General features: G+C 61.1%; 14 protein-coding genes. 6 read left to right on the top strand and 8 right to left on the bottom strand.

Going from position 1 to position 17,309, the window contains the following annotated elements; genetic code table 11:
• Positions 1 to 24: 24 nt before the first annotated feature.
• The 5 genes from typA to fabY all read left to right on the top strand — a co-directional run bounded on the left by typA (position 25) and on the right by fabY (position 4,952).
• Entirely contained in the window at positions 25 to 1,848 is a 1,824-nt protein-coding gene (typA, locus tag ACUTSC_RS22265; RefSeq protein WP_004931243.1) for a ribosome-dependent GTPase TypA, read from the top strand.
• 165 nt (positions 1,849 to 2,013) lie between these two features.
• On the top strand, positions 2,014 to 2,604 hold the full coding sequence (gene yihX, locus ACUTSC_RS22260) for a glucose-1-phosphatase (RefSeq protein ID WP_060426997.1): 591 nt from the start codon (positions 2,014 to 2,016) through the stop codon (positions 2,602 to 2,604).
• Between the two features lie 51 nt (positions 2,605 to 2,655).
• Positions 2,656 to 3,549 (top strand): virulence factor BrkB family protein, encoded by an 894-nt coding sequence (locus ACUTSC_RS22255; RefSeq protein WP_049201866.1) that lies wholly within the window; start codon positions 2,656 to 2,658, stop codon positions 3,547 to 3,549.
• Positions 3,546 to 3,983, top strand: a complete 438-nt coding sequence (gene dtd / locus ACUTSC_RS22250; RefSeq protein WP_025304712.1) for a D-aminoacyl-tRNA deacylase — start codon at positions 3,546 to 3,548, stop codon at positions 3,981 to 3,983. The genes ACUTSC_RS22255 and dtd overlap by 4 nt, the downstream gene beginning before the upstream one ends.
• A 21-nt stretch (positions 3,984 to 4,004) precedes the next feature.
• Positions 4,005 to 4,952, top strand: coding sequence for a fatty acid biosynthesis protein FabY (gene fabY / locus ACUTSC_RS22245; RefSeq protein WP_063991286.1), 948 nt, complete (start codon positions 4,005 to 4,007; stop codon positions 4,950 to 4,952).
• A 35-nt stretch (positions 4,953 to 4,987) separates the two neighbouring features.
• Here fabY and ACUTSC_RS22240 read toward each other — a convergent pair whose 3' ends face one another.
• Together ACUTSC_RS22240 and ACUTSC_RS22235 are read right to left on the bottom strand one after the other, a co-directional pair.
• Positions 4,988 to 6,649, bottom strand: coding sequence for an AsmA family protein (locus ACUTSC_RS22240; RefSeq protein ID WP_197768791.1), 1,662 nt, complete (start codon positions 6,647 to 6,649; stop codon positions 4,988 to 4,990).
• Between the two features lie 127 nt (positions 6,650 to 6,776).
• Positions 6,777 to 8,177, bottom strand: coding sequence for a nucleobase:cation symporter-2 family protein (locus ACUTSC_RS22235; RefSeq protein ID WP_019452186.1), 1,401 nt, complete (start codon positions 8,175 to 8,177; stop codon positions 6,777 to 6,779).
• 240 nt (positions 8,178 to 8,417) lie between these two features.
• On the opposite strand from ACUTSC_RS22235, the gene gltS reads away from it, so the two are divergent.
• Positions 8,418 to 9,629, top strand: coding sequence for a sodium/glutamate symporter (gltS, locus tag ACUTSC_RS22230; RefSeq protein ID WP_038872558.1), 1,212 nt, complete (start codon positions 8,418 to 8,420; stop codon positions 9,627 to 9,629).
• Positions 9,630 to 9,671: 42 nt separating this feature from the next.
• Here the strand turns inward: gltS and recG are convergent, their stop codons facing one another.
• From recG to ACUTSC_RS22200, 6 genes are all read right to left on the bottom strand, one after another.
• A complete protein-coding gene (gene recG / locus ACUTSC_RS22225) occupies positions 9,672 to 11,753 on the bottom strand; it encodes an ATP-dependent DNA helicase RecG (protein ID WP_197768789.1) in 2,082 nt (693 codons plus the stop codon).
• A complete protein-coding gene (gene trmH, locus ACUTSC_RS22220) occupies positions 11,750 to 12,445 on the bottom strand; it encodes a tRNA (guanosine(18)-2'-O)-methyltransferase TrmH (protein ID WP_041037384.1) in 696 nt (231 codons plus the stop codon). Before trmH ends, recG begins: the two co-directional genes overlap by 4 nt.
• Before the next feature lie 5 nt (positions 12,446 to 12,450).
• Positions 12,451 to 14,562: a bifunctional GTP diphosphokinase/guanosine-3',5'-bis pyrophosphate 3'-pyrophosphohydrolase gene (gene spoT / locus ACUTSC_RS22215; RefSeq protein WP_004931224.1), complete on the bottom strand. Its 2,112-nt coding sequence runs from the start codon at positions 14,560 to 14,562 to the stop codon at positions 12,451 to 12,453.
• Between the two features lie 18 nt (positions 14,563 to 14,580).
• Positions 14,581 to 14,856, bottom strand: a complete 276-nt coding sequence (rpoZ, locus tag ACUTSC_RS22210) for a DNA-directed RNA polymerase subunit omega (RefSeq protein ID WP_004931221.1) — start codon at positions 14,854 to 14,856, stop codon at positions 14,581 to 14,583.
• 54 nt (positions 14,857 to 14,910) lie between these two features.
• Positions 14,911 to 15,534, bottom strand: coding sequence for a guanylate kinase (gmk, locus tag ACUTSC_RS22205; RefSeq protein WP_004931218.1), 624 nt, complete (start codon positions 15,532 to 15,534; stop codon positions 14,911 to 14,913).
• A 205-nt stretch (positions 15,535 to 15,739) separates the two neighbouring features.
• A complete protein-coding gene (locus tag ACUTSC_RS22200; protein ID WP_445653548.1) occupies positions 15,740 to 17,263 on the bottom strand; it encodes an MFS transporter in 1,524 nt (507 codons plus the stop codon).
• Between the last annotated feature and the right edge of the window lie 46 nt (positions 17,264 to 17,309).

The raw sequence follows: 17,309 nt of genomic DNA, 5'->3' as shown, positions 1-17,309 counted from the left end.
ATTTCTAATGCCCGAGGCAAAGCTGTGATCGAAAATTTGCGTAACATCGCCATTATTGCCCACGTTGACCATGGTAAAACCACCCTGGTTGACAAGCTGCTGCAACAATCCGGTACTTTCGGAGAGCGTGCGGAAGCGACTGAACGCGTAATGGACTCCAACGATTTGGAGAAAGAGCGTGGGATTACCATCCTCGCAAAAAACACCGCCATTAATTGGAACGGTTACCGTATCAACATCGTGGATACCCCAGGACACGCCGACTTCGGCGGCGAGGTAGAGCGCGTGATGTCGATGGTTGACTCGGTGCTGCTGGTTGTGGATGCAATGGATGGCCCTATGCCGCAAACCCGCTTCGTGACCAAGAAGGCCTTCGCCAACGGTCTGAAGCCGATCGTGGTCATCAACAAGGTTGACCGTCCTGGCGCGCGCCCTGACTGGGTTGTGGATCAGGTGTTCGACCTGTTCGTGAACCTCGACGCGACCGACGAGCAGCTCGACTTCCCGATCATTTACGCTTCTGCGCTGAACGGCATCGCCGGCGTCGACCACACCGACATGGCGGAAGACATGACCCCGCTGTATCAGGCGATCGTCGACCACGTGTCTGCGCCGCAGGTTGAGCTGGAAGCGCCATTCCAGATGCAGATCTCCCAGTTGGACTACAACAACTACCTGGGCGTTATCGGCATCGGCCGCATCAAGCGCGGTAAAGTGAAGCCGAACCAGCAGGTCACCATCATCGACAGCGAAGGTAAAACTCGCAACGGTAAAGTGGGCAAAGTGCTGGGTCACCTGGGTCTGGAGCGTATCGACAGCACCCTGGCGGAAGCGGGCGACATCATCGCCATCACCGGCCTGGGCGAACTGAACATCTCCGACACCATCTGCGACACCAACGCCGTAGAAGCGCTGCCGGCGCTGTCCGTCGACGAACCGACCGTAACCATGTTCTTCAACGTCAACACCTCGCCGTTCTGCGGTAAAGAAGGCAAGTACGTGACGTCGCGTCAGATCCTTGATCGTCTGAACAAAGAGCTGGTGCACAACGTAGCGCTGCGCGTTGAAGAAACCGACGATGCGGACGCCTTCCGCGTATCCGGCCGTGGCGAACTGCACCTGTCGGTGCTGATCGAAAACATGCGTCGCGAAGGTTTCGAGCTGGCGGTATCCCGTCCGAAAGTTATCTTCCGTGAAATCGATGGCCGCAAGCAGGAGCCATTCGAGAACGTGACGCTGGATATCGAAGAGCAGCATCAGGGTTCCGTGATGCAGGCGATGGGTGAGCGTAAAGCCGACCTGAAAAACATGGATCCGGATGGTAAGGGCCGCGTGCGTCTCGACTACGTGATCCCAAGCCGCGGTCTGATCGGCTTCCGTAACGAATTCATGACCATGACTTCGGGTACCGGCCTGCTGTACTCCACCTTCAGCCACTACGACGACGTGCGTCCGGGCGAAGTGGGCCAGCGTCAGAACGGCGTGCTGATCTCCAACGGCCAGGGCAAAGCGGTAGCGTTCGCGCTGTTCGGCCTGCAGGATCGCGGCAAGCTGTTCCTGGGCCACGGCGCAGAAGTGTATGAAGGCCAGATCATCGGTATTCACTCACGCTCTAACGACCTGACCGTAAACTGCCTGACCGGTAAGAAGCTGACCAACATGCGTGCTTCCGGTACTGACGAAGCGACTACCCTGGTTCCGGCCATCAAAATGACCCTGGAGCAAGCTCTGGAGTTCATCGATGACGACGAACTGGTAGAAGTGACGCCAACCTCGATCCGTATCCGTAAGCGTCACCTGACGGAAAACGATCGTAAGCGTGCCAGCCGCGGTCCTAAAGACGCTTAATCGCTGATTGGGTGTCTCATGCTTAGGGCGCGGTTCTCGCGCCCTGAGTTTTTTCCTCTGTTGTTCCCCGTTTGTGCGGCGCGCTATGCGCTTTTCCGCTCGCTCCCTGTTCAGCTGTTCCTTTTCCCGCTACAGTGAAATCTCACCGGCCCATAGGAGAGGACTATGCTGTATATCTTTGATTTAGGTAATGTGATCGTCGATATCGATTTCAAGCGTGTGCTGGGCGTGTGGAGCAATTTGAGCGGCACGCCGTTGGCGGTGCTGTCCGATCGTTTCGCCATGGGTGAGGTGTTCCAGCAACATGAACGCGGTGAAATCAGCGACGAAGATTTCGCCGGCAAGCTGTGCGATGAAATGGGCATCGCGCTCAGTTTCGAGCAATTCGCCACCGGCTGGCAGGCGGTATTCGTCGCGCTGCGCCCGGAAGTGATCGACATCATGCAGCGCCTGCGCAACGAGGGTCACCGGGTGGTGGTGCTGTCGAACACCAACCGTCTGCACTGCAACTACTGGCCGCAGCACTATCCTGAAGTGGCCGCCGCCGCCGATCATCTCTATCTGTCGCAAGATCTCGGCATGCGCAAGCCGGAAGCCAACATCTATCAGCATGTGCTGGCCGCGGAAAACACCGCCGCCGCCGACGCGGTGTTCTTCGACGATCACCCGGCGAACATCCTCGCCGCGCAGGCGCTGGGGATCAAGACGGTGCATGTCACCGATCGCGACGTGGTGCCGGCCTATTTTGCTCAATGAGTGCAGAGCGCGTTAAGCTTAAGGCGTATCAACGGACATCAAGGAGTGACCATGTCGTTTTTCCGCCGCAAGAAGCTGCCCTCTGCCATTAAGCCCGGCGTCACCTTCGGACGGCTGCTGTACCAGCGTATCGATCATGATGGCCTGACGATGTTGGCGGGCCATCTCGCCTATGTTTCCCTGCTGTCGCTGGTGCCGCTCGTCACCGTGGTGTTTGCCCTGTTCGCCGCTTTCCCGATGTTTTCCGACATCAGCGAACAGCTGAAGAGCTTTATTTTTTCCAATTTCGTGCCGGCCGCCGGCAACGTCATACAGAACTACCTGGAACAGTTCGTCGCCAACTCCAACAAGATGACCGCCGTCGGCACCTGCGGGCTGATCGTCACCGCGCTGCTGCTGATCTCCTCGGTGGACAGCGTGCTGAACACCATTTGGCGCAGCAAGAACAAGCGGCCGATCGTCTTTTCCTTCGCCGTGTACTGGATGGTGCTGACGCTGGGGCCGCTGCTGGTGGGCGCCAGCATGGCCATCAGCTCCTACCTGCTGTCGCTCAACTGGTTGGCGCAGACCGGCGTCAATGGCCTGGTGGATCAGGTGCTGCGTATCTTCCCGCTGATTTTGTCGTGCATCTCCTTCTGGCTGCTGTATTGCATCGTGCCGACGGTGCGTGTGCCGCCCAAAGACGCGCTGATTGGCGCGGTGGTGGCCGGATTGCTGTTCGAGCTGGGCAAGAAGGGATTCGCGCTGTACGTCACCATGTTCCCTTCCTACCAGCTGATTTACGGCGTGCTGGCGGTGATCCCGATTTTATTCCTGTGGGTCTACTGGAGCTGGTGTATCGTGTTACTCGGCGCGGAAATCACCGTGACCATCGGCGAATACCGCGACTACCGCCGGCAGAAGGCGGAGCAACAGGAACAGAAACCAGAAGGGCAGCAGGAATGATTGCGTTGATTCAACGGGTGTTAAACGCCAGCGTCACGGTGGGTGGCGAGACGGTAGGCAAGATTGGCCCCGGTTTGTTAGTGTTATTGGGCGTGGAGCAGGGCGATAACGAGCAAAAAGCGCAGCGCCTGTGCGAACGCGTGTTGGGATACCGCATTTTCGGCGACGAGAACGACAAGATGAATCTCAACGTCCAGCAGGCCGGGGGCAGCGTGCTGGTCGTTTCGCAGTTCACCCTGGCGGCGGACACCCAGAAGGGCATGCGGCCCAGCTTCTCGCGCGGCGCTGCGCCACAGGAAGCCGATCGGTTGTATCAATATTTTGTTGGCCAGTGCCGCGAACGCGGCGTAGAGACCCAGACCGGCGAGTTCGCCGCCGATATGCAGGTGGCGCTGGTCAACGATGGTCCGGTGACATTCTGGCTACAGGTCTAAGCATTCGGAGAACAGGCGTCTATGTATCACCTACGAGTACCCGTAACAGAGCAAGAACTGAAGGAGTATTACCAGTTTCGCTGGGAAATGCTGCGCAAACCGCTGCACCAGCCGGTGGGTTCGGAAAAGGATGCCTATGACGCCATGGCCCATCACCAAATGGTGGTGGACGAGGCCGGTAAAATCGTCGCCATCGGGCGGCTGTACATCAATGCCGACAACGAGGCGGCGATCCGTTTTCTGGCGGTAGACCCGACGCTGCAGGATAAAGGGCTGGGAACGCTGGTGGCGATGACGCTGGAGTCCGTTGCGCGGCAGGAAGGCGTAAAGCGGGTGGTGTGCAGCGCCCGTGAAGACGCGGTGGATTTCTTCGCCAAGCTGGGGTTCGTCAATCAGGGGGAGATCACTGCGCCGCAGACCACCCCGATCCGCCACTTTTTGATGATCAAACCGGTGGCGACGCTGGACGATATCCTGCATCGCCCCGACTGGTGCGGCCAACTGCAGCAGGCCTGGTATGAACATATCCCTCTGAGCGAAAAGATGGGCGTGCGCATCAGCCAATACACCGGCCAGCGCTTCGTCACCACCATGCCGGAGATCGGCAACCAGAATCCGCACCACACGCTGTTCGCCGGCAGCCTGTTCTCGCTGGCGACGCTGACCGCCTGGGGGCTGATTTGGCTGCTGCTGCGCGAGCGCCATCTGGGCGGCACCATCATTCTGGCGGACGCGCACATTCGCTACAGCAAACCGATCACCGGCAGGCCGCGAGCGGTGGCGGATCTCGGCTCGCTGAGCGGCGATTTGGCGCGTCTGGCGCGCGGCCGCCGCGCGCGCGTGCAGGCCGAAGTGCATCTGTTCGGCGACGAGGATAAAGGCGCGGTGTTCGAAGGCACCTACATGGTGTTGCCGGCCGAGCCGGATGTGCCGCTGGATCAGGGCGGCTCTGAAGCGCTGGAAGAGTAAGGCGGCCCTGCCTTAAGGGCGGGCCGCGCAGTGCATTACGGCAGTTGTTGGTTCACCGTTTGGCCGTCGCCGGCGGTGGCCTGCAGATTGCCTTTCAACGAGGCTTTGAACGGCCCGTCGCTGTTCAGCAGCCCTTTCAACTGCAGCTCAAGGTTGCCGTCGCCCGTCAGCGGCACCGCCTGCCATCCCCATTGCTGCAAGGTGTTGATCGGTACCGATCGGCCGTGCAGCGTCAGCTGGAACGGCTTGCCCGGTAGCTGATCGACGGTCGCTTTGGCCTCAAGCAACCCATTAGGCATAAAGGCGCTGAGCTCGGTGACGTTAATCTGATTGGCGTCGGCGTTCAGCGCCAGCGAAGGGCGCCGCACGTCTATCTTGTTGAAGGTCGCCTCGCTGCCGTTCAGGTTCAGCGAGCCGGACCATATGCCCCACTTGCGATCGCGCGCCAGCAGCAGGTTGCTGCCATAGCCGTCCAGCGCGGTGATCTGGAACGGGAAGGCCGGGTTGATATCGATGATCAGATTGCGGTTGGTGGTCAGCTTGGTGACGTACACCTCCGCCAGCCAGTCCGGCAGCGGTTTCAGCCACAGCTCGCGCCAGTCGATAGGCAGGGTGTACTCCAGCGCCGCCATGGCCACTTCATCCAGCTGCAGGCGTTTGCCCGCGCGCAGCCAGTTGCCGGAGGTGCGCAGCAGCCCGCCTTCCCAGCGGGTGGTGAATTGCTGAATGGCGATGCCGGCGGAGGAGAGCCGCAGGGTGGCGATCGGATCGATCAGGTGGAAACCGCCGTTGACTACATCGCTGGCGTTGACGTTGAGCGAGCCGTCTTCGCTGCGCCAGTCGCCCTTTTCGACGCTGACGTTTTGCAGCGACAGATCGAGATCGTTAAACGCCCACGCCTTGCCTTCCAGGCGCGCATCGATCAGATCGAAACGCTTGAGGGTGACCGGCGGCAGGGTGGTAAAGCGCTGCATGAATTCCGCCAGCGTCAACGGGGTTTGCAGGCGCACGCCGCTCAGCCGCAGGCGATCCACTTGCCAGCTGCCGTCGGCGGCACGGCTGGCCACGCCGGTCAGGTCGCCCTGCGCCAGATCGGCGCCGAAGTTGTTCAACAGCAGCTGGCCCTGCTTTTGCTCCCCTTGCACCAACACCTTCGAGGCCGGGATGCCGTTCAGCGTCATCGAACCGGCGCTGAACTGAAACTGATTGTTGTCCCCCAGCAGATGGCCGGCCAGCGGGCGCCACGGCGTGATGCCGGCAGTGACCTGCTGCGCGTTGAGCTGCCACTCGTTATCGTTGGATTGCAGCGCCATGTTGCTCAGCTGCAGCACGTCGGCCTGTACAGGCAGCGCCGTCGCCTGCGGCCGCACGTTCAGCGTGCCGTCGCGCAGCGTGACGCTGTGGAAATAGCGCGGCTCGGTGATTTGGCGCAGGCTGAGGCCCAGATCGACGCGTTTGGCGACCAGCGCCTGCGGCTGGCCGTTACGTGCCAGTTGCACGTCTTCCAGACCGATCTGGTCCGGCTGGTTCCACGAATGGGTTATTTTTCCTATCGACAGGCGGTATTCGCTGTTGTCGCTGATCCAGGCGCTCAGGCGGCCTGCCGCCCAGCGGGTTTGCCCCACCAGGTACAGCACCACTACCGCCAGCACGATCAGCAGCAGCAACGTCAGCAACAGCTTTCCGATAAATTTCATCGTCTACATCCGCATCGGTCAAAAAAGATACCCTGTTTATGCCGCAATTGGCCGGGCATCTCAAGGGCAATGGTCTGATAGACAATAAAAACGGCCGCAAGCGGCCGTTTGAACGTCAATGGACGGGTTACTTCTTCTCGTGTTCCTGCGGGAACACCAGGTTCAGCACGATGGCGGTAATACCGCCGGCGGCGATGCCGGAAGAGAGCAGGGTTTTCAGCCAGTCCGGCGCGAACTGCAGGATCAGCGGCTGCTGGGACACGCCCATGCCGACGGCCAGCGACAGCGCCATGATCATGATGGCGCGGCGGTTCAGACGCTCGCGCGACACGATGCGCACGCCGGAGGCGGCGATGGTGCCGAACATCACGATGGTCGCGCCGCCCAGGACCGGCTCGGGAATGTGCTGTACGAAGCCGGCCACCGCCGGGAACAGCCCCAGCGCGATCAGCATCAGCGCCACCACGAAGCCAACGTAGCGGCTGGCGACGCCGGTCAGCTGGATCACGCCGTTGTTCTGGCCGAAGCAGGAGTTGGGGAAGGTGTTGAACACCGCCGACAGCATCGAGTTCAGGCCGTTGGCCAGCACGCCGCCCTTCAGGCGCTTCATATACAGCGGCCCGCTGACCGGCTGTTCGGAGACGTCGGAGGTAGCGGTGATGTCGCCGATGGTCTCCAGCGAGGTGACCATAAAGATCAGCATCAGCGGCAGTAGCAGGTTCCAGTCGAAGCCCAGGCCGTAATAGAGCGGCGTGGGGATGGTGATCGCCGCCGTGGGGGCCGCCGGTGCGTCGGCGGGCAGCATGTCCATCGCCCAGGCCAACAGATAGCCGACCGCCATGGCGATCACCAGCGAAGCCACGCGCAGATAAGGGTTGCGCTGGCGGTTCAGCAGGATGATCACCGCCAGCACCGCGCCGGCCAGCAGCAGGTTTTTCGGCGAGCCGAAGCTGTGATCGTTCATCGCGGCGTAGCCGCCGCCGATCGAGGTCAGGCCGACCTGAATCAGCGACAGGCCGATGATCATCACCACGATGCCGGAAACCAGCGGGGTGATGATGCGGCGCGCCAGATGCAGCACGCGCGACAGCAAAATTTCGGTGCAGGAGGCGACCATCAGGGTGCCGAACAGCGCGGCCATCATGGTCGGCACGTCGGCGCCGCCGTTTTTCAGCGCCAGACCGCCCATGATCAGCGGCGAAACGAAGTTGAAGCTGGTGCCCTGAATCGACAGCAGCCCGGAACCCACCGGCCCCCAGGTTTTGATTTGCAGTATGGAAGCCAGACCGGAGGCGAACAGCGACATGCTGATGATGTGCTGGGTATCCTGTGCCGGCAGGCCCAGCGCCTGGCAGATCAGCAGGGCCGGGGTGATCACCGCGACGAACATCGCCAGCAGATGCTGGCCGGCGGCAAACAGCGTTTGCGGCAGCGGCGGGCGATCTTCCAGGCGATAAATCAGTTCACTGGCGCGGGGTTCTGAGGCGGCTTGGCGCGCGGCATCAAGCTCGGAGGATGACATGCTCATGGTGTGGCGTTTCCAGATACGGCAAAGCAGGCATTTTAATGCTCCGCCCCGCAAAAGCAAACGGTTGCGCGTAAATATTATGTTGCCGACTTTCTCGTTTATGTCGCATTTTCATTCATTTTTTCTTGTCATCTCAGCGTTTTTTACTTTTAATCCCGCACTCATCAAGTTTAAAAACTAAGTGGTTTTCTATAACTTATTATTTTTATTTGGATCTTTTCCCTTACATGGAGTACCTGGATGTTTCATCTTGATACTTATGGCACGTTAGTCGCGGCGACGCTGGTTTTGCTCCTCGGGGGCAAGTGCGTCAGAACCATTCCTCTGCTGCGAAAATATACCATTCCTGCTCCCGTTGCCGGCGGTTTGCTGGTGGCCCTCCTGCTGTTAGCCCTGAAAAAGCTCGTCAACTGGGAAATCAGTTTTGACATGTCGCTGAAGGACCCGCTGATGCTGGCCTTCTTCGCCACCATCGGCCTGAACGCCAACCTGGCGCGTTTGCGCGCCGGCGGCAAGGTGCTGGTGGTATTCCTGTTCGTGGTGCTGGGGCTGCTTATCGTGCAGAACGCCATCGGCATCGGGATGGCGAAAATGCTGGGGCTGGATCCGCTGATGGGCCTGATCGCCGGCTCGATCACCCTGTCGGGCGGCCACGGCACCGGGGCGGCCTGGAGTAAGCTGTTCATCGAGCGCTACGGTTTTGAAAACGCGACGGAAGTCGCCATGGCCTGCGCCACCTTCGGGCTGGTGCTGGGCGGCCTGATCGGCGGCCCGGTGGCGCGCTATCTGGTCAAGCACTCCTCCACGCCGGAGGGCACCCCGGAAGACAGCGTGCAGCCGAGCGGCTTCGAGAAGCCGGAAAGCGGCCGCCTGATCACCTCGCTGGTGATGATCGAAACCATCGCCATGATCGCCATCTGTCTAAGCCTGGGGCAGCTGATTGCCGGTCTGCTGAGTGGCACGGTGTTTGAACTGCCGAACTTCGTTTGCGTGCTGTTCGTCGGGGTGATCCTCAGCAACACGCTGGCCTTCACCGGTTTCTATACCGTGTTCGAGCGGGCGGTATCGGTGCTGGGCAACGTCAGCCTGTCGCTATTCCTGGCGATGGCGTTGATGAGCCTGCGCCTGTGGGAGCTGGCCTCGCTGGCGCTGCCGATGCTGGCGATCCTGGCTGTGCAGACGCTGGTCATGGCGTTGTACGCGATCTTCGTCACCTACCGGGTGATGGGCAAGAACTACGACGCGGCGGTGCTGGCCGCCGGCCACTGCGGCTTCGGCATGGGCGCCACGCCGACGGCGATCGCCAACATGCAGGCTATCACCGATCGCTTTGGCCCGTCGCACGTGGCGTTTTTGGTGGTGCCGATGGTGGGGGCGTTCTTTATCGATATCGCCAATGCGATCGTCATCAAGCTGTATCTGCTGCTGCCGGTGTTCCCGGCGGTGGGGTGATGTCGCGAGTCATCGCGAAAAGGGCGCCTGCGGCGCCCTTTTTTATGCGTTGGAGTAGCGTGCCTTCTCCGGTAGCCAGCGTTCGATCAGCGCCTGGGCGTGCTCCGGATAGTGCTGATGGAGATGGCGAGCGACGCGCTGCACTTCGGGGATCATCGCCTGATCGCGCAGCAGATCCGCCACCTTGAATTCGGCGCTGCCGGTCTGGCGGGTGCCCAGCAGCTCGCCCGGGCCGCGGATCTCCAGATCGCGCTGCGCGATGACGAAGCCGTCGTTGCTGTCGCGCAGCACCTGCAGGCGCGTCTGCGCGGTTTTACTCAGCGGCGTTTTGTACAGCAGCACGCAGTGTGAGGCCACGGCGCCGCGCCCTACGCGACCGCGCAACTGGTGCAGCTGCGCCAGGCCCAGCCGCTCCGGGTTTTCGATGATCATCAGGCTGGCGTTCGGCACGTCGACACCGACTTCGATCACCGTAGTGGCGACCAACAGCTGCAGCTCGCCCTGTTTAAACGCCTGCATCACCGCCTGCTTTTCCTGCGCTTTCATGCGGCCGTGCACCAGCGCCACCTTCAGCTCCGGCAGCGCGGTTTTCAATTCTTCCCAGGTGGCTTCCGCCGCCTGCGCTTCCAGCAGTTCGGACTCTTCGATCAGCGTACACACCCAGTAAGCCTGCCGCCCCTCTTCCAGACAGGCGCTCTTCACCCGTTGAATGATGTCGGCGCGGCGGGTATCGGGGATGGCGACGGTGGTCACCGGCGTACGGCCCGGCGGCAGCTCGTCGATGACCGAGGTATCGAGATCGGCATAGGCGGTCATTGCCAGCGTGCGCGGGATCGGCGTGGCGGTCATGATCAACTGATGGGCGTGGAAGCCCTGTTCTTCGCCTTTCTCCCACAGCGCCAGCCGCTGATGCACCCCGAAGCGGTGCTGCTCATCGATGATCACCAGCGCCAGCCCGTTGAACTGTACCTGCTCCTGGAAGATGGCGTGGGTGCCGACCACCATCGACACCTGGCCGCTGGCGATGGCCTCCTGCTGCGCGATGCGCGCCTTGCCTTTCTGTTTGCCGGCCAGCCAGCCGACCTCCAGCCCCAGCGGCTCGAACCACTGGCGGAAATTGTTGGCGTGCTGCTCGGCCAGCAGCTCGGTCGGCGCCATCAGCGCCACCTGCTTGCCGTGCGCGATGGCGCGCAGCGCCGCCAGCGCCGCCACCAGCGTTTTGCCGGAGCCGACGTCGCCCTGCACCAGCCGCATCATCGGGAAGTCTTTTTGCATGTCGGCTTCGATGTCGGCCACCACGCGCGTTTGCGCGCCGGTCGGCGAGAACGGCAGCTGGGCGAGAAAACGGTTTTTCAGCCGATCGTCCGGCAGCAGCGGCTGCGCCTGGTAACTCTGGGCGCCGGCGCGCACCGCCAGCATGCTGAGGTTATGCGCCAGCAGTTCTTCGAGGATCAGGCGCTTTTGCGCCGGGTGTTTGCCCAGCTCCAGATCCGCCAGCTGGATGTCCGGCGGCGGGCGATGCAGGGTGTGCAGCGCCTGCGGCAGGCTCATCAGGCCGCCGCTCAGCTCCGGCGGCAGCAGTTCGGCGATGGCGCAGGTATCCAGCAGCTCCAGTGCCTGATCGGTCAGCTTGCGCAGCGTGGCCTGCCTTACCCCCTCGGTGGTGGGGTAGACCGGCGTCAGCGACTCCTGCAGCTCGACCTCGCTGGCTTCACCCTGAATACGGTATTCCGGATGGATGATTTCCGCGCCGTGGTTGCCGCGCTTGATCTCGCCATAGGCGGTCACGCGGCGGCCGGTGGCCAGGCTGTTCTTCATTGCGGCGTTGAAGTTGAAGAACCGCATGGTGAGGATGCCGGTGCCGTCGCTGATCTGGCAGGTCAGCATGCGGCGGCGGCCGAAGCTGATGTCGCTGCGCAGCACTTCTCCTTCTACCGTGGCGTAGATGCCGGGCAGCAGATCGTTGATCGGGTAGAGGCGAGTGCGGTCTTCGTAGCGCAGCGGCAGGTGCAGCAGCAGATCCTGAATGGTGTCGAGGCCAAGCTTGGCCAGTTTGCCCGCCTGGCTGGCGCCAACCCCGGAAAGCGTGGTGAGTGGGACAGCATCCAGCAGGCGGCCTTTCATTTGCGCACCGTCGCCTGCATGGCCGCCCACCATTCGGCGCTGGCGACCACCTGGCCCTGTTCGTCAATCTGCGGGCGCGGCAGCCCTTTGCGCTTGGCCACGTTGGCCAGCACCGGGTAACCGCCTTCGAACAGTAGACGCTGCTGCTCTTCTTCATCCAGCATACTGTTGTCGCGGCGATACAGGCCGGCGTTCTGCCGCTGGCGCTGCGCTTCATACAGAATCAGTGCCGAGGCCACGGAGACGTTGAGCGATTGCACCATGCCGATCATCGGAATGACGATGTCCTGATCGGCCAGCGCCAGCGCTTCTTCGGTGATGCCGGTTTTTTCCTGGCCGAGCAGCACGCAGGTGGGCCGGGTGTAGTCCACCTCGCGGAAATCGACCGCGCGCGCAGACAGATTGGTGGCCAGAATTTGCATGCCCTGCGCTTTCAGGTGACCGACCGCGTCGCCGATGGAACGATGGGTTTTGACGCTGACCCAGCTGTTGCTGCCGGCGGCGGAGGAAACCAGGGTGCGCATGCGGGTGGTGGGCCACACGGCGTGGACCTGATGCACGCCGACGGCGTCGGCGGTGCGGATAATGGCGGAGACGTTATGCGGTTTGTGCACTTGCTCCAGGCAGACCGTCAAATCCGGCTGCCGGGTCGCGAGCATTTCACAAATCCGCGCATAGCGTTCAGGACTCATAAGCGCTAGTTTCGGTTGCGGTTAACTTTGATCACATCCGGCATGATACGGATTTTACGCATAATGTTTGCCAAATGGATGCGATCGCGGGTGGTCAAGCGGATAAAGGCGCTATAAACCCGACCGTCTTTCTCTTCGGTGTTCAGGCTCTGAATATTGGACTCGGCTGCGTTGATCGCCGCCGTCAGGTTGGCCAGCGCGCCCTGGTGGTTGAACATGTCCACCTTGATCTCGGCGATGAACTCCTGCTCGGTCTCTTTATCCCACTCGACCGCCATGAACTTCTCAGGCTCTTTCTGATAGCCGCGAATATTGCGGCAGGATTCATGGTGGATAACCAACCCTTTGCCCGGGCTGACGTGAGCGATAATCGGGTCGCCCGGAATCGGACGGCAGCACTTGGCGAAGGTGATCAACACCCCGTCGGCGCCTTTGATGGCCAGGTTACGCACGCCGGAGGAGGTTCCCAGGCTGGACTGATCGCCCTGCAGGTTCTTCGCTACCACCACGCTCATGGCGTTGCCCAGGCCGATTTCCGCCAGCAGATCGTCCAGCGTCGCCAGCTTCATGCGGTCCAGCTCGTGCTGAATGTTTTCCTGCGGGATTTCGGCCAGCTTGCGGCTGCCGCCCAACGCATGGTTGAGCAGACGGCGGCCGAGGCCGACGGAGTCGTCGCGCTTGAGATTCTTCAGCATCTGGCGAATTTTGGCGCGTGCTTTCGAGCTGACCACGAAGTTCAGCCAGGCGGCGTTGGGCCGCGCGCCCGGTGCGGTGATGATCTCGACGGTCTGGCCGCTGGTCAGCGACTGCGACAGTGGGTACGGCTGACGATCGACGCGCGCGCCGACGCAGGCATGGCCGATATCGGTATGCACCGCGTAGGCGAAGTCGACCGGCGTGGCGCCGGCGGGCAGCTCGACGATCCGGCCTTCCGGGGTGAAAACGTAAATCTCATCCGGGAACAGATCGGATTTGACGCTCTCGATAAATTCAAACGAACTGCCGGCGCTTTGCTGCAGCTCCAGCAGGCTTTGCATCCAGCGCTGGGCGCGGATCTGCGCCGTGGTGCCGGTTTCGCCCTGTTCTCTTTCCTTATAAGCCCAGTGCGCGGCTACCCCCATCTCAGCCATCTGGTCCATGTCTTCGGTGCGGATCTGCACTTCGACCGGCACGCCGTGCGGGCCGATCAGCGAGGTATGCAGCGATTGATAGCCGTTGGCCTTGGGAATGGCGATGTAATCTTTCACTCGCCCTGGGCGCGGTTTGTACAGGCTGTGCACCTGGCCGAGCACGCGGTAGCAGGTATCGACCTCTTTCACGATCACCCGGAACGCGTAGATATCCATGATGGAATGGAAACGCTGTTCTTTGAGGTGCATCTTGAGGTAGATAGAGTAGAGGTGTTTTTCCCGCCCGCTGACGCGACAGGCGATGCCGGCTTCGGTCAGCCGCCCTTCGATCTCGGAGAGGATTTTTTGAATCATCTCTTTGCGGTTGCCGCGCGCGGCCTTCACCACTTCCTTGATCACGCGATAGCGGTTCGGATACAGCGCCTCGAAGCCCAGCTCTTCCAGCTCGGTTTTCAGGTGATGAATACCCAGACGGTGGGCGAGGGGGCTGTAGATTTCCAGTGTTTCACGCGCGATGCGCCGGCGTTTGTCGGGGCGCAGCGAACCGAGGGTGCGCATGTTGTGCGTACGGTCGGCCAGCTTGATCAGCACGACGCGGATATCCTGCACCATCGCCATGATCATCTTGCGGAAGTTTTCCGCCTGCGCTTCTTTCTTGTCCTGAAACTTCAGTTTGTCGAGCTTGGAGACGCCCTCAACCAGTTCGGCGACGCTCTTGCCGAACAGCTGTTCCATATCTTGATAGGTGGCCGGGGTGTCTTCGATGACGTCGTGCAGCAATGCCGCCATCAGCGTCTCGTGATCGAGACGCATTTCCGCCAGGATGCAGGCCACGGCGACCGGGTGAGTAATGTAAGGCTCACCGCTGGAGCGTGTCTGGCCCTCGTGCGCGTCGCGCGCGACGAGGTATGCCTGTTTGAGGCGCTTAATCTGCTCCTCGGGCAGGTAACGTTGAATCAGCAGATTCAGGCTTTCAAACAGGTACAAGGCGGACTCGCAGTCTAATTAACGACGACCTTCAGCAATCGCGGTAACCGCTTGAATCTCTGCGGCTTCCTGCTCTTGCTGTTCCTGGCGCTCACGCACGTCGAGGATCTGGCTGGTGATCAGGCCTTCTTCGATTTCGCGCAGGGCGATAACGGTGTACTTGTCGTTCTCTTCCGGAACCAGTGCATCTTTGCCGCCGGTCTGGATCTGACGCGCCCGACGAGCAGCGACCAACACCAGGTCAAAACGGTTACCAATTTTCTCTACAGCGTCTTGAACAGTTACGCGTGCCATATTTGTGCTACTCCACAGGTGACGAAAAGACTGGGCATGATACTGAAACTGCCTTCAGTCTGCCAATAGTTTGCTGATTAAAGCGTCATGCCGCAGCAACTGGCGGCCCAAACGCAGGCGTTCGGCGCGAATGATGGTCTTCAGATCGGACAGCGCCAGATCGAAATCATCGTTCACGATCAGGTAATCGTACTCCGCGTAATGCGTCATTTCCGCCACGGCCTGAGCCATGCGCTTGGCGATCACCTCTTCGGAATCCTGCCCGCGCCCGCGCAGGCGGCGGCCCAGTTCTTCCTTCGACGGCGGCAGAATGAAAATGCTGCGCGCCTGCGGCATTTTGGCGCGGATTTGCTGTGCGCCCTGCCAGTCGATATCCAGAAACACGTCTACGCCGGTCGCCAACACTTGTTCGATGGCGGCGCGCGAGGTGCCGTAATAGTTGCCGAACACTTCGGCGTGCTCAAGAAACGCGTCCTGCTCGATCATCCGGCGGAATTCGTCTTTCGAGACGAAGAAATAGTGTTCGCCGTGATTTTCACCCGGGCGGCTGTCGCGCGTGGTGTGCGAAACCGAAACCTGCGTGTCGTACAGCGGTTGCGTCTTTAACAAAGCCTGAATCAGACTTGATTTACCTGCGCCACTGGGAGCAGAGACAATATAAAGCGTGCCTTGAGCCATGATGATGTTCGTTGATAACGGTTGATATGCCAATAACAGCGGATGTGTATTTTCTCCGCACAGTATACACGGCTAACGCGCCGGGTGCAGCGTTAGCTCGCATTTTGCCCGAGGCTTTGCGTGGAAAAAGCGTCGAAAGGGCGAATTTGCGTGCCGAAGGGCGACATTTCAGCAGTTTTGGCCTCGGCGGAGAGGCCATGTCAGATTACGGCGCGTCGGTAATGCGGGGGGCGGACGAAGGGGTTTCCCGTGCGCGGTGGCGGAGAAAGAGAAAGATAATGACGGCGGACGCCAGCGTCGTCAGGGCGAGTAGGTACAGCAGATTCTGGAAAGCCAGTTCGTAGGCATGCTTCAGCCGTGCGGCGTCCGCATTGAGCAGGGCGGTCGCCCGTGGCATATCCCCCATGGCCAGAGCGTGCGCGCCGGCGGCGTTTGCGGTTGGGGGAGCGAGATGGCGCCCAACCAACAAGGCCAACAGGGCACCGACGATCGCCAATGCAATGCCTTCCCCCGCGACGCGAACGGTGCTGAAAATGCCGGTCGCCATGCCCGCTCGCTCTCGCGGCACGACGCTGACGGCTAAACCGTCCATCAATCCCCAGGGCAAGCTGATACCGCAACCGATGGTCAGCATCGGTAGCAGTAACCGCGCGAGCGATTGCCCCGGCGCATAGTGCGCCAGCCATGCCAGCCCGGCGGCGCAAATCAATAAGCCGAGGCTGGAAACGGCGCCGGCGGAAAAGCGGTGAGCGAATGCCCCGGTCAGCAGCGGCAGCGCCAGCATTGGCGCGGACAACGTCAGCATCATCATGCCGGTTTCCACGGTGCTGTAACCCTCGATGCCGATAAATCGGAGGGGAAGCAGCACCAACAACACCACGTACGAATAGGCCGGCGCTGCCGCCAACAGCTGTACGCCGACAAAGCGCGGGTAGCGAAACAGCGACAGATCGAGCATCGGCCGAGCGGTGCGGCGTTCAATCAGGATAAAAGCCAGCATAAACAGCAGCGCGCCGGTCAGCGGCCTAATGACTTGCGCACTGCTCCAGCCGCTGTCGGGCGCCAGCAGCACGGCGTAAGTCAACAGCGACAGCGCCAGCGTAAAGACGATGGCGCCGGGCCAATCGAGGCGAGAGGCGGCGGGATCGCGCGATTCGGGCATATCGCGCTGGCCGCTGAACAACGCAATGGCGCTGAGCAGCGCCAGGCAGAGAAAAAGCGCGCGCCAGCCGAAGAGCTGCGTCAGCGTGCCGGCCAGCAGCGGACCGAATGCCAGCCCGATGCCGAACGTGGTGCCCAGTAGGCTGAAGGCCTTGCTTCTCTCCGGCCCGTTAAATACCTGGGCCAGGCTTGCGGTGCCGCCGGCCAGCGCGGCCGCGGCGGCGATGCCTTGCAGCGCGCGTATTGTGTCGAAGGATATAATGTCTTGCGCCGCGCTCATGAGCAGAGCGCTGAGCGCGAGCGCCGCCAATCCACAGATAAACACGCGCTTGCGGCCAAAACGATCGGCGAGCGCTCCGGCGAGCATCAGGCTGCAGCCGAAGGTCAGCATAAATGCGTTGGTGACCCAACTGAGCGCGACCAGTCCGCCGCCCAAATCTTTGGCGATCGCGGTGAGTGCAACTGCGGGGCCGGTAAAGCTCAGCGGCATGATCAGGCCTGCGAGACACACGGAAAAGAGTATGAGCCAGCGCTGTGGGGGCGCGTTTCGGGATGGATGAGCGTTCATGGGCGATTCCTGATGCGGTGGTTTCGAGGGGTATGGATGATAAATA

The organism is Serratia sp. TSA_105.2, assembly GCF_052692115.1.
Note: the sequence above shows the minus strand (reverse complement) of the source record. Positions and strands in the feature narration are given on the sequence as shown.

What these genes read in the sequence shown, in the direction of transcription:
- yihX (WP_060426997.1), top strand. Translation starts at nt 2,014, where the DNA reads ATGCTGTATATCTTTGATTTAGGTAATGTGATCGTCGATATCGATTTC.
- ACUTSC_RS22255 (WP_049201866.1), top strand. Translation starts at nt 2,656, where the DNA reads ATGTCGTTTTTCCGCCGCAAGAAGCTGCCCTCTGCCATTAAGCCCGGC.
- dtd (WP_025304712.1), top strand. Translation starts at nt 3,546, where the DNA reads ATGATTGCGTTGATTCAACGGGTGTTAAACGCCAGCGTCACGGTGGGT.
- fabY (WP_063991286.1), top strand. Translation starts at nt 4,005, where the DNA reads ATGTATCACCTACGAGTACCCGTAACAGAGCAAGAACTGAAGGAGTAT.
- ACUTSC_RS22240 (WP_197768791.1), bottom strand. Translation starts at nt 6,649, where the DNA reads ATGAAATTTATCGGAAAGCTGTTGCTGACGTTGCTGCTGCTGATCGTG.
- ACUTSC_RS22235 (WP_019452186.1), bottom strand. Translation starts at nt 8,177, where the DNA reads ATGAGCATGTCATCCTCCGAGCTTGATGCCGCGCGCCAAGCCGCCTCA.
- gltS (WP_038872558.1), top strand. Translation starts at nt 8,418, where the DNA reads ATGTTTCATCTTGATACTTATGGCACGTTAGTCGCGGCGACGCTGGTT.
- recG (WP_197768789.1), bottom strand. Translation starts at nt 11,753, where the DNA reads ATGAAAGGCCGCCTGCTGGATGCTGTCCCACTCACCACGCTTTCCGGG.
- trmH (WP_041037384.1), bottom strand. Translation starts at nt 12,445, where the DNA reads ATGAGTCCTGAACGCTATGCGCGGATTTGTGAAATGCTCGCGACCCGG.
- rpoZ (WP_004931221.1), bottom strand. Translation starts at nt 14,856, where the DNA reads ATGGCACGCGTAACTGTTCAAGACGCTGTAGAGAAAATTGGTAACCGT.
- gmk (WP_004931218.1), bottom strand. Translation starts at nt 15,534, where the DNA reads ATGGCTCAAGGCACGCTTTATATTGTCTCTGCTCCCAGTGGCGCAGGT.
- ACUTSC_RS22200 (WP_445653548.1), bottom strand. Translation starts at nt 17,263, where the DNA reads ATGAACGCTCATCCATCCCGAAACGCGCCCCCACAGCGCTGGCTCATA.